Below are 13,352 nucleotides of genomic sequence, written 5' to 3'. Positions count from 1 at the left end.
ATAAATATGAGTGATCATTACTATACAAATTCTCCTCAATCAAAAAGCCAACCGCAGTCGTGGGAGGCTGAATTAAGAGGATACAAATTGACTTTTACAACCGATTCCGGTGTTTTTTCAAAAGAACGAGTAGATTATGGCACACAAGTCCTATTGAGTGCAGTTGAACTAGCTGACTATCCAGAAGGTAAGTTGTTAGATGTGGGGTGTGGGTATGGACCTCTTGGATTGACTCTGGCAAAACTTGATCCTTCAAGAAGTATTGAGATGGTAGATATTAATGAAAGAGCTCTGGCTCTAGCACAAAAAAATGCAGAAGATAATCATATTAAAAATGTATCAATTTATGCTTCATCCCTATACGCAAATGTGGAACATCAAAAATTTGCTGGGATTTTCTCTAATCCGCCTATAAGAGCTGGAAAAAAGACTGTTCATGCCATACTTGAAGAAGCGATCTTTTATTTAAAGAAAGAGGGCTATTTGACTATTGTCATTCAGAGAAAGCAAGGGGCGCCTAGCGCGCAGAAAAAAATGGAGGCAGTATTTGGTAATGTGGAAAGAATTTCTTTAGATAATGGATATTGGATTCTTCAATCACAAAAAAATAGATAGGAAAGGAAGATTGCCGAAGTTCTTAAAGATCTCTTGACAATCTTCTTTATATTGTGTACACTTGGTAGACGCTAAACAATGTATGTAATGGAAAACTGTGCGAAATATTGTCCGTACGGAATTCTTTATGATAAACAAAAGAACGTGAGAATGAATCGATCGATTTATCACACATCTTTTGTATTTTTTTTGGTCTAAAATAGCTAAATCCATTGCGATTTAAACAAAAAGTAACAATTGTAACAAATTTGTAATGTTTAGGTTTTGGAAACAAATAGAAGTCATACATTGAATATTAACGAGGGGTGAAAAAGTTTGGCAGGCCATAATGTGAACTACGGTAAACACCGTGTAAGAAGAAGCTATTCACGAATCAACGAAGTGCTGGAACTCCCGAATTTGACAGAGATACAGACAAATTCATACACATGGTTTTTAGAAGATGGACTAAGAGAAATGTTTAAAGACATTTCGCCTATTGAGGACTTTTCTGGAAATCTTTCATTGGAGTTTACTGACTATCAGTTACAAGCACCAAAATATTCCGTCGATGAAGCAAGACAGCACGACTCTAATTACTCTGCTCCACTATATGTAAAATTACGTTTGATTAATAAAGAAACAGGAGAAGTTAAAGAACAAGAAGTGTTCTTTGGCGATTTTCCATTAATGACTGAACAAGGAACTTTCATTATCAATGGTGCTGAACGAGTTATTGTTTCGCAATTAGTTCGTTCACCTGGTGTGTACTTCAGCCCTAAAGTTGAGAAAAATGGTATGGAAGGTTTCGGCGCTACGGTTATTCCTAACCGGGGAGCGTGGTTAGAATATGAAACTGACTCAAAAGGACTTTCTAACGTAAGAATTGACCGTACGCGAAAAATTCCTTTAAGTGTATTGGTTCGAGCATTAGGATTTGGATCAGATGATGAAATCATGGATCTGTTTGGATCGAACGAAAGCTTGAAAGCTACTTTAGAGAAAGACGTCCACAAAAACACTGCTGATTCTCGAGTAGAAGAAGCATTGAAAGACGTATATGAACGTCTACGTCCAGGAGAACCCAAAACAGCGGATTCTTCAAGAAGTTTACTAACTACTCGTTTCTTTGATCCTAAGCGTTATGACTTAGCTCGAGTAGGGCGCTATAAAATAAACAAAAAACTAGATCTTAAAATTCGTTTGATGGGCTTAACACTAGCAGAAAATCTTGTTGACCCTGAAACAGGCGAGTTGCTTGCAAAAGAAGGCACAGAAATCACGCGTGATGTTATGGATAAATTGGGCACTCATTTAGATAATGGGTTAGGCAGTGTTACAATTCAACCTTCAGATGAAGGAGTAGTTCCAGAGCCGATCGATTTACAAGTTATCAAGGTATATTCACCTAAAGATAGCGACCGCGTAATTAATGTAATTGGTAATGCAAATCCTGATCGTGAAATAAAATATGTTATACCAGCAGATATGATTGCTTCAATGAGTTACTTCTTCAACTTACAAGAAGGAATCGGCGAAACAGATGATATTGACCACTTAGGAAACCGACGTATTCGTTCTGTAGGCGAATTGCTGCAAAATCAATTCCGTATCGGATTATCTCGTATGGAACGTGTGGTACGTGAGCGTATGTCTATTCAAGATACGTCTACCACAACTCCGCAACAGTTAGTCAATATTCGTCCAGTTGTTGCATCAATCAAAGAATTCTTTGGTTCTTCTCAACTGTCTCAATTCATGGATCAAACGAATCCGCTTGGAGAATTAACCCATAAAAGACGTCTGTCAGCATTAGGACCGGGTGGTTTGACTCGTGACCGTGCTGGGTATGAAGTTCGTGATGTGCATTATTCTCACTATGGTCGTATGTGTCCTATCGAAACACCTGAGGGACCAAACATTGGATTAATCAATAGTTTATCCACATACGCTAAAATCAATGAATATGGATTTATTGAAACACCTTACCGTAAAGTGGATCGCGAAAATTTACGTGTAACGGATGAAATCAGTTATCTTACTGCTGATGAAGAAGATCTGTACGTTGTGGCACAAGCAAATGCCCCGTTGAATCCAGATGGTACATTTACTAATGATATCGTGCTTGCGCGTACGAAAAATAATAACGAAGAAATTGATGTAGCCAAAGTTGACTACATGGATGTTTCTCCTAAACAGGTTGTTTCTGTAGCGACAGCAAGTATTCCGTTCCTGGAAAACGATGACTCTAACCGTGCTTTGATGGGTGCGAACATGCAACGTCAAGCAGTTCCGTTGATGCAGCCAGAAGCACCACTTGTAGGTACTGGTATTGAACATCTTGCTGCACGTGACTCTGGAGCAGCAATTATTGCGAAGAATGATGGAATTGTAGAATATGTTGATGCAAAACAAGTTCGTGTTCGTAAAGAAGACGGATCATTAGATCGATATAACGTTGCTAAATTTAAGCGTTCAAACGCAGGTACTTCATATAATCAGCGTACATTAGTAAGTAAAGGTGAAAAAGTTGATAAAGGGGACATCTTAGCGGATGGACCATCTATGGAAAATGGGGAAATGGCATTAGGCCGTAACCCACTGATTGCTTTTACAACATTTGACGGCTATAACTTTGAAGATGCAGTCATCATGAGTGAGCGTTTAGTTAAAGATGACGTCTACACTTCGATTCATATTGAAGAATTTGAATCAGAAGCTCGTGATACAAAGTTAGGACCTGAAGAAATTACTCGTGAATTACCAAACGTCGGAGAAGACGCACTAAAACATCTTGACGACCGTGGAATCATCCGTATCGGAGCCGAAGTACAAGATGGCGATATACTAGTTGGTAAAGTTACGCCTAAAGGTGTTTCAGAACTTTCTGCAGAAGAAAAATTATTGCATGCAATCTTTGGAGAAAAGGCACGTGAAGTTCGTGATACATCTCTACGTGTACCACACGGTGGTGGCGGAATCGTTCATGATGTTAAAATCTTTACTCGTGAAGCCGGAGATGAATTATCTCCAGGTGTCAACTTCTTAGTACGTGTATTTATTGTTCAAAAACGTAAAATCAACGTTGGAGATAAGATGGCTGGACGTCACGGAAATAAAGGGGTTGTATCTTTGATCCTTCCGGAAGAAGATATGCCATTTATGCCGGATGGAACGCCAGTAGATATCATGTTGAACCCACTTGGTGTACCATCTCGTATGAATATTGGACAAGTAATTGAATTGCATATGGGAATGGCTGCACGTAAATTAGGTATTCACATTGCAACTCCGGTATTTGATGGAGCGCATGAGGAAGATATCTGGGAAACAATCAAAGAAGCTGGTATGGACGACGATGCAAAAACTGTGTTATATGACGGCCGTACAGGTGAAGAATTCGATAATAAAGTCTCTGTAGGTGTTATGTACTTTATTAAACTTGCCCACATGGTAGACGATAAATTACATGCTCGTTCAACTGGTCCTTATTCCTTAGTTACGCAACAACCATTGGGTGGTAAAGCCCAATTTGGTGGACAACGTTTCGGAGAGATGGAAGTATGGGCGCTGGAAGCTTATGGTGCTGCTTATACACTTCAAGAGATCTTGACATACAAGTCAGATGATGTTGTTGGTCGTGTGAAAACATATGAAGCTATCGTAAAAGGTGAGCCAATTCCGCGTCCGGGTGTACCGGAATCATTCCGAGTGTTGGTAAAAGAATTACAGTCACTAGGGTTAGACCTTAAAGTTCTTGATATAGAAAATCTACCAATTGATCTTCAAGATACAGAAGAAGATGATGACTATGGTAATGTAGATTCTTTAGAAGAAATGAAAAAAGAACAAGATATCAAACGTGCTGAAGAAGCTAGATTACGTACGGAAGAAGAAGCAATGATCGAAATCCAAGAACAAGAAACAGAGTAATCATCTACCTTACTCAACCGCAACACTGTATAAATACAGAGTAAACTGAACAGTTCAATCAAGATGATAGACACCTATTAATAAAGCTGTCGAATGATTTTGCTGAACTGTTTAGCGCCGCTTTGTATTGGAGCTTTAGGGCAGCTCGATAATCTAACAAAAGGGAGGTCGCCCCTTTGATCGATGTAAATAATTTTGAAAGTATCCAGATAGGACTTGCTTCGCCAGATAAAATCCGTAGCTGGTCATTTGGAGAGGTTAAGAAACCAGAAACAATTAACTACCGAACGCTGAAACCAGAAAAAGATGGACTGTTCTGTGAAAGAATCTTTGGACCAACTAAAGATTATGAATGTTCATGTGGGAAATATAAACGAGTTCACTATAAAGGAATCGTTTGTGACCGTTGTGGAGTAGAAGTAACTAAATCTAAAGTTCGACGTGAACGCATGGGACATTTAGAGTTAGCTGCACCTGTTACACATATCTGGTATTTTAAAGGTATTCCAAGCCGTATGGGACTTGTTTTAGATATGAGCCCGCGTGCACTTGAAGAAATCATCTATTTTGCTTCATATGTTGTTACTGACGCAGGAGACACACCTCTTGAGAAAAAACAACTAATGACAGAGCGCGAATACCGTGAGCGTCGTGCACAATATGGAAATGAGTTTCGTGCTGAAATTGGTGCAGAAGCTATTAAAACTTTACTAAATGATGTAGATCTAGTAGAAGAAGTTGCTGAGTTGAAAGAATTATTACAATCAGCTACTGGACAAAAACGTACAAGAGCTGTTCGCCGTCTAGACATTCTTGAGGCATTTCGTAACTCTGGAAATCACCCTTCATGGATGGTTATGGATGTAGTTCCAGTTATTCCTCCAGAATTGAGACCGATGGTTCAATTAGAAGGTGGACGTTTTGCTACAAGTGATTTGAATGATTTATACAGACGGGTCATTAACCGTAATAATCGTTTGAAACGTTTATTAGATTTGAATGCACCACACATTATCGTACAAAACGAAAAACGTATGCTGCAAGAAGCCGTTGATGCTTTAGTAGATAACGGACGTCGTGGGCGTGCGGTTACAGGTCCGGGGAATCGCCCGTTGAAATCTCTTTCTCATATGTTGAAAGGGAAACAAGGACGTTTCCGTCAAAACTTACTTGGTAAACGTGTAGACTATTCTGGTCGTTCCGTTATCGTAGTAGGACCTACTTTGAAAATGTACCAATGTGGTCTTCCGAAAGAAATGGCGATTGAATTATTTAAACCATTTGTGATGAGAGAACTTGTTGCAAGAGATATCGCAAACAATATAAAAAATGCTAAACGTAAAGTAGAACGCATGGATGAAGAAATCTGGGAAGTTCTTGAAGATGTAATCCGTGAGCATCCAGTACTCTTGAACCGAGCACCTACATTACACCGTTTGGGAATCCAAGCTTTCGAACCGATTTTGGTTGAAGGTAAAGCAATCCGTCTTCATCCATTAGTGTGTGAAGCATACAATGCCGATTTCGATGGAGACCAAATGGCTGTTCACGTTCCCCTAAGTGATGAAGCTCAAGCAGAGGCACGTATTCTTATGCTTGGTGCACAAAACATCTTGAACCCTAAAGATGGTAAACCAGTTGTTACGCCTTCTCAGGATATGGTTTTAGGAAACTATTACTTGACTATGGAAGAAGCTGGGCGTGAAGGAGAAGGAATGATATTCTCAAGCACATCTGAAGCAATTCAGGCATACCAAAGCGGTTATGTACATTTGCATTCACGTGTAGGGATTCATGTTTCGGCTTTACCAAACAAACCATTCACTGAATGGCAAAGTGATAAATATCTAATGACGACAGTTGGGAAATTGATTTTTAATGAAATCATGCCAGCTGAATTCCCTTATTTAAATGAACCGACTCAAGCGAATCTTGAAAAACAAACACCAGATAAATACTTTGTTCCTTACGGTACCGATATTCCAGCTCATATTAAAGAGAACGAAACGATCGAGCCATTCAAGAAGAAAAACTTAGGTAATGTTATCGCAGAAGTCTTTAAACGATTCCATGTTACCGAAACTTCTAAAATGTTAGATCTTATGAAAAACTTGGGATATAAATATTCAACAAGGTCTGGTATTACAGTTGGGATAGCAGATATCTCTAACTTGAAAGAAAAAGAAGAAATCTTAAGTAAAGCACATGAGCAAGTAGATCGTATCAATGCTTCTCACAGACGTGGTCTGATTACTGAAGAGGAACGCTATACAGCGGTTATTGATGTCTGGACTAAGACAAAAGATACGATTCAACAACACTTGATGCATTCATTGGATGCTCGAAATAACATCTTTATGATGAGTGATTCTGGAGCACGTGGTAACATTTCCAACTTTACACAACTTGCAGGTATGCGTGGATTGATGGCCGCTCCAAGTGGACGAATCATGGAATTGCCGATCACTTCTAACTTCCGTGAAGGACTATCAGTCTTAGAAATGTTTATTTCAACTCACGGGGCTCGTAAAGGTATGACGGATACCGCTCTTAAAACAGCCGATTCCGGTTACTTGACACGTCGTTTAGTAGATGTGGCACAAGATGTCATTATTCGTGAAGAAGATTGTGGAACTAAACGAGGACTCTTGGTTAAATCAATTAAAGATGGTAATGAAGAAATTGAGCCATTAGAAGATCGTATTATCGGTCGTTACACTCGTAAAACAGTTAGACACCCAGAAACAAATGAAGTAATGGTAGCAGAAAATGACTTGATTACAGAAGATATTGCGAAACAGATCATTGAAGCAGGAATTGAAGAAGTAACCATTCGTTCTGTATTCAACTGTAATACAAATCACGGTGTATGTAAGAAATGTTATGGCCGTAACTTGGCAACTGGCCGTGAGGTTGAAGTCGGCGAAGCTGTTGGGACAATCGCTGCTCAATCAATCGGGGAACCCGGAACACAATTGACAATGCGTACATTCCATACTGGAGGAGTTGCCGGAGATGATATTACACAAGGGTTGCCTCGTGTACAAGAAATCTTTGAAGCACGCCATCCTAAAGGTCAAGCAATGATTTCCGAAGTTTCTGGTGAGGTTATTTCGATTGATGAAAATCCGTCAGAACGTACAAAAGACATTATGGTTAAAGGTGCAACAGATACTCGTACGTATACTCTCCCAATCAATGCTCGTTTAAGAGTTAAAGAAGGAAGTTATATTGAACGTGGGGATGCCTTTAATGATGGTTCAATTGATCCTAAAGAATTATTGGGAGTAAGTAATGTTATTAAGTTACAGAATTACATGCTTCAAGAAGTGCAATATGCTTATCGTAGTCAAGGGGTAGAGATTGGCGATAAACATATTGAGGTAATGGTTCGTCAGATGCTACGTAAAGTACGTATCCTTGATCCGGGGGACACATCAATTCTTCCTGGTAGTCTGATGGATATTCATGACTTCAAAGAGAAAAATAGAGACACTTTAATGTCAGGTGGACTTCCAGCAACAGCTCGTCCAGTATTACTTGGAATTACAAAAGCATCACTTGAAACAAATAGTTTCTTGTCAGCTGCTTCATTCCAGGAAACTACACGAGTGTTAACAGATGCTGCTATCCGAGGCAAAAATGATAAACTGATTGGTTTGAAAGAAAATGTTATTATCGGTAAATCTATTCCAGCTGGAACAGGGATGAAAGTATATAACAGAATGAAACCGAAAAGTGTCGGTGTTGTAAGCGAAAATGTTTACAGCATCAATGATGAAGCAACGCAATCTACAGAAGAATAAAGAATTCTTTTCTGCTTTTAAGAAAAACTGTAATTTGATGAAACAGACGAATGAACTTATTCATTCGTCTGTGATTCATCATTCTTCAAAAAAAGTACTAGGGAATGTTGACACTCTCATCTAGACGTGCTATTATGCTAGAGGTGCTTTTGTTTACAGATTCCTGTTCTAGATCGTTTTAGCTCATTAGAGTCAACAGTCGTTCTGACTGGAACACAAGAGCCGCTTATTGTGCCGCAGATCTTTGGTGCACTTTTCAATTATGAACACATCAAACTTAGGTTTGTGTATTCATTTGAAGGCAGATTGAATAAAGTCGCTTGAACAAGCGATTCTTTCTTTTGCCATTTGACGAACCACCTGGATGTGTGGGTCTAGAAGAACCATATAACACAAGTAAATTCGGAAGGAGGAAACAAAGAATGCCAACTATTAATCAATTGATTCGTAAACCTCGTAAATCAAAAATTGAGAAATCTGAATCACCAGCATTGAACAGAGGATATAACACTCAAAAACGTAAACAGACAACTGTATATTCTCCACAAAAACGTGGTGTTTGTACTCGTGTAGGAACAATGACTCCTAAGAAACCAAACTCTGCATTACGTAAATATGCTCGTGTTCGTTTGTCTAATATGATTGAAGTAACTGCGTATATTCCTGGAGAAGGACACAACCTACAAGAACATAGTGTTGTTTTACTTCGTGGTGGACGTGTAAAAGATTTACCGGGAGTTCGTTACCACATTGTTCGTGGTGCGCTTGATACTGCTGGAGTTACTGATCGTAAACAAGGCCGTTCTAAATACGGTACTAAAAAACCTAGCTAAATTTAATAAAATAAACTTTAAAACCAATTTGAGTGAAAGGAGGAAATTACATGCCTCGTAAAGGTCCTGTTACAAAACGTGACGTATTACCAGATCCAATTTATAATTCTAAATTAGTATCTCGCTTGATTAACCGTTTAATGGTTGATGGTAAACGTGGAAAAGCTTCAACAATTTTATATGATGCATTTGCTGCGATTAAAGAACAAACTGGAAATGATCCAATCGAAGTGTTTGAACAAGCACTTAAGAACATCATGCCAGTTCTTGAAGTTAAAGCTCGCCGTGTTGGGGGTTCTAACTACCAAGTACCGGTAGAAGTTCGTCCGGATCGTCGTACTACACTAGCGTTACGCTGGTTAGTAAGCTATTCTCGTCTTCGTGGAGAAAAAACAATGGAAGATCGTTTAGCTAAAGAAATTATGGATGCTGCTAACAACACTGGAGCAGCTGTTCGTAAACGTGAAGAAATGCACCGTATGGCTGAAGCTAACAAAGCTTTCGCTCACTACCGTTGGTAGGATAACTAAAGAATGTGATCAGAAAAGGCTGCTTCTTTTTTTAAAGAAAAGATACTTACTGATTCATTCTTTTGTACTATTATTGAATAGTTCGAATTTCCATACATTAGGTGTGGATAGAAACAATCAAAGAGAGGTGTAGAGAACAAGTGGCTAAAAGAAAATTCCCTCTAGAAAAAACACGTAATATTGGGATTATGGCGCATATCGATGCGGGTAAAACTACTACTACTGAGCGTATTCTTTATTATACTGGACGTATCCACAAGATTGGTGAAACACACGAAGGTGCTTCTCAAATGGACTGGATGGAACAGGAACAAGAACGTGGGATTACAATTACTTCTGCAGCAACAACTGCTCAGTGGAATAATCACCGTGTAAACATTATCGATACACCTGGACACGTAGACTTTACCGTTGAGGTAGAACGTTCATTACGTGTACTAGATGGAGCGGTAGCTGTACTGGATGCACAATCTGGTGTTGAACCTCAAACTGAAACAGTTTGGCGTCAAGCTACAACTTATGGTGTTCCTCGTATCGTATTTGTAAATAAACAAGATAAACTAGGTGCCAACTTTTTAGATGCTAATCATTCATTACACGATCGCCTTCAAGCAAATGCTCATCCGATCCAGTTGCCAATTGGATCTGAAGATGACTTTAGCGGAATCATTGATTTGGTTAAAATGAAAGCTTTCATGTATGGGAATGACTTGGGAACTGAAATTTCTGAAGAAGAAATTCCAGCTGACCACCAAGAACTAGCTGAAGAGTGGCATGATAAACTCGTTGAAGCTGTTGCTGAAATGGATGAAGATCTAATGATGCAATATCTTGAAGGAGAAGAAATTTCTCAAGAGCAATTAAAAGAAGGAATCCGTAAAGCAACACTTAGTGTTGAATTTTACCCTGTTTTAGTTGGATCAGCTTTCAAAAATAAAGGTGTACAATTGCTTTTAGATGCTGTAGTTGACTATCTTCCATCTCCACTTGACGTTCCTGCAATTCAAGGACACGCTCAAAGAGATCCAGAAGAAATCATCGAACGTACTGCTGGCGATGACAAACCTTTCTCAGCATTAGCCTTTAAAGTTATGACTGACCCTTATGTAGGTCGTTTGACATTCTTCCGTGTATATTCTGGTACTCTTGAGTCTGGATCATATATCTTGAATGCAACAAAAGACTCACGTGAACGTGTAGGTCGTATCTTGCAAATGCATGCAAACTCACGTCAAGAAATTCCGGAAGTATTCTCTGGAGATATCGCAGCAGCAGTTGGGTTGAAAGACACAACTACTGGAGATACACTATGTGATCTTGATGAACCAGTTATTCTTGAATCAATGGACTTCCCTGAACCAGTTATCCAAGTTGCAATTGAACCTAAATCAAAAGCAGACCAAGATAAAATGGGTATCGCGTTACAGAAATTAGCAGAAGAAGATCCTACTTTCCGTGCTGAAACAGATCAGGAAACTGGTGAAACACTGATTTCTGGTATGGGTGAGTTACATTTGGATATCATCGTTGATCGTATGAAACGCGAATTCAAAGTTGAAGCGAATGTAGGGGCTCCTCAAGTATCTTACCGTGAAACATTCACTAAACAAGTTGAATCAGAAGGTAAATTTGTTCGTCAGTCTGGTGGTAAAGGTCAATACGGTCACGTATGGGTCGAATTTACTCCAAACGAAGAAGGAGCAGGTTTTGAATTTGAAGATGCTATCGTTGGTGGGGTTGTTCCTCGCGAATATATTCCAGCAGTTAAAGCTGGATTAGAAGCATCTCTAGAAAACGGAGTATTAGCTGGATATCCTTTAGTAGATGTTAAAGCTAAACTTTATGATGGATCTTATCACGATGTCGACTCAAATGAAACGGCATTTAAAGTAGCAGCTTCTCTTGCATTGAAAAATGCAGCTAAAAAAGCTGGTGCAGTAATTCTTGAGCCAATTATGGCTGTAGATGTTACAGTTCCTGAAGATTACATGGGTGATATCATGGGTCATATTTCTGCTCGACGTGGAAATATCGAAGGTTCTGAACAACGCGGGAATACTATGATTGTTAGAGGTATGATTCCTTTAGCAGAGATGTTTGGTTACGCAACTACACTACGTTCTGCAACTCAAGGTCGTGGTACATTCTCTATGCAATTTGATCATTATGACAAAGTGCCTAAGAGTATTGCTGAAGAAATTATCAAGAAAAATGGCGGATCTGATTCAGAATAATCTTTCTGACCTTTCGCTTAAATTAATTGATTATTTGCCGTGTACTCGGTATAATTATATGAGATATAATGGGATGAAAACTGAGTTTTCATCTTGAATAAATGAACACAATCTAAGGAGGAAATGTTTAAAATGGCTAAACAAAAATTTGACCGTACAAAACAACACATGAACATTGGTACAATCGGACACGTTGACCACGGTAAAACAACTTTAACTGCTGCAATTACTACTGTATTATCTAAAAAAGGATATGCAGAAGCACAAGCATATGACAGCATCGATGGCGCTGCAGAAGAAAAAGAACGTGGAATCACAATCTCTACTTCTCACGTTGAGTACGAAACTGATACTCGTCACTATGCACACGTTGACTGCCCAGGACATGCTGACTACGTTAAAAACATGATCACTGGAGCTGCTCAAATGGATGGAGCTATCTTAGTAGTTTCTGCTGCTGATGGCCCAATGCCTCAAACTCGTGAGCACATCTTACTTTCTCGTCAAGTTGGTGTTCCATACATCGTTGTTTTCTTAAACAAAGTTGATATGGTTGATGACGAAGAATTACTAGAATTAGTTGAAATGGAAGTTCGTGACTTATTGTCAGAATATGACTTCCCAGGCGACGATATTCCTGTAGTTGCTGGATCAGCTTTAAAAGCCTTAGAAGGTGACGAAGAATACGAACAAAAAATTCTTGATTTAATGGAAGCTGTAGATACCTACATTCCAGCTCCAGAACGTAGTTCAGACAAACCATTCATGATGCCAGTTGAGGATGTATTCTCAATCACTGGTCGTGGTACTGTTGCAACTGGTCGTGTTGAAACTGGTCAAGTATCAGTTGGAGACGAAGTTGAAGTTATCGGTATCAAAGATACTGCTAAAACAACTGTTACTGGTGTAGAAATGTTCCGTAAATTGTTAGATTACGCTGAAGCGGGAGATAACATTGGAGCACTTTTACGTGGTATGTCACGTGAGGATGTTGAACGTGGACAAGTTCTAGCTAAACCAGGTTCAATTACTCCGCATACTAAATTTGATGCAGAAGTATATGTTCTTTCTAAAGAAGAGGGTGGACGTCATACTCCGTTCTTCTCAAACTACCGTCCACAATTCTTTTTCCGTACAACGGACGTAACAGGTATCGTAGAATTGAACGAAGGTACTGAAATGGTTATGCCTGGTGACAATACTACTATGACTGTTAGCCTTATTGCACCAATCGCTGTTGAAGACGGAACTAAATTCACTATCCGTGAAGGTGGCCGTACTGTTGGAGCGGGCGTTGTAACTAAAATTATAGAATAATTTTATTCTAGTAATTGGATCAGCCTAATTAAATGAATCGAAGCGCAACTTTGAGTGAATCTCATAGTTGTGCTTTTTTTCATTATTTGGCTAGAGTATATTGTG

The 13,352-nt window shown here is 39.1% G+C and carries 7 protein-coding genes; all 7 read left to right on the top strand.

The features are described from left to right. Window positions 1-6: 6 nt before the first annotated feature. Entirely contained in the window at window positions 7-615 is a 609-nt protein-coding gene (locus BLT22_RS04135; RefSeq protein WP_087058390.1) for a class I SAM-dependent methyltransferase, read from the top strand. Window positions 616-930: 315 nt separating this feature from the next. Then, window positions 931-4,527, top strand: a complete 3,597-nt coding sequence (gene rpoB / locus BLT22_RS04130) for a DNA-directed RNA polymerase subunit beta (protein ID WP_091761017.1) — start codon at window positions 931-933, stop codon at window positions 4,525-4,527. Between the two features lie 176 nt (window positions 4,528-4,703). Next, complete coding sequence (rpoC, locus tag BLT22_RS04125; protein ID WP_091761014.1) at window positions 4,704-8,333, top strand: DNA-directed RNA polymerase subunit beta'; 3,630 nt, start codon at window positions 4,704-4,706, stop codon at window positions 8,331-8,333. 422 nt (window positions 8,334-8,755) lie between these two features. Then, window positions 8,756-9,166, top strand: coding sequence for a 30S ribosomal protein S12 (rpsL, locus tag BLT22_RS04120; protein ID WP_072693482.1), 411 nt, complete (start codon window positions 8,756-8,758; stop codon window positions 9,164-9,166). 50 nt (window positions 9,167-9,216) lie between these two features. Beyond that, the gene (gene rpsG, locus BLT22_RS04115; RefSeq protein WP_072693481.1) at window positions 9,217-9,687 is read left to right on the top strand and encodes a 30S ribosomal protein S7; all 471 of its coding nucleotides are present in this window, start codon (window positions 9,217-9,219) and stop codon (window positions 9,685-9,687) included. Window positions 9,688-9,836: 149 nt separating this feature from the next. Next, window positions 9,837-11,930 (top strand): elongation factor G, encoded by a 2,094-nt coding sequence (fusA, locus tag BLT22_RS04110; RefSeq protein WP_091761011.1) that lies wholly within the window; start codon window positions 9,837-9,839, stop codon window positions 11,928-11,930. Window positions 11,931-12,062: 132 nt separating this feature from the next. Further along, window positions 12,063-13,247 carry an elongation factor Tu gene (tuf, locus tag BLT22_RS04105; protein ID WP_091761009.1) on the top strand — a complete coding sequence of 395 codons (1,185 nt, stop codon included), beginning with the start codon at window positions 12,063-12,065 and terminating at the stop codon, window positions 13,245-13,247. The last annotated feature ends 105 nt before the right edge of the window (window positions 13,248-13,352 follow it).

This window comes from Marinilactibacillus psychrotolerans (assembly GCF_900101525.1).
Taxonomy (GTDB): domain Bacteria; phylum Bacillota; class Bacilli; order Lactobacillales; family Carnobacteriaceae_A; genus Marinilactibacillus; species Marinilactibacillus psychrotolerans.
Note: the sequence above shows the minus strand (reverse complement) of the source record. Positions and strands in the feature narration are given on the sequence as shown.

What these genes read in the sequence shown, in the direction of transcription:
- rpsL (WP_072693482.1), top strand. Translation starts at nt 8,756, where the DNA reads ATGCCAACTATTAATCAATTGATTCGTAAACCTCGTAAATCAAAAATT.
- tuf (WP_091761009.1), top strand. Translation starts at nt 12,063, where the DNA reads ATGGCTAAACAAAAATTTGACCGTACAAAACAACACATGAACATTGGT.
- BLT22_RS04135 (WP_087058390.1), top strand. Translation starts at nt 7, where the DNA reads ATGAGTGATCATTACTATACAAATTCTCCTCAATCAAAAAGCCAACCG.
- rpsG (WP_072693481.1), top strand. Translation starts at nt 9,217, where the DNA reads ATGCCTCGTAAAGGTCCTGTTACAAAACGTGACGTATTACCAGATCCA.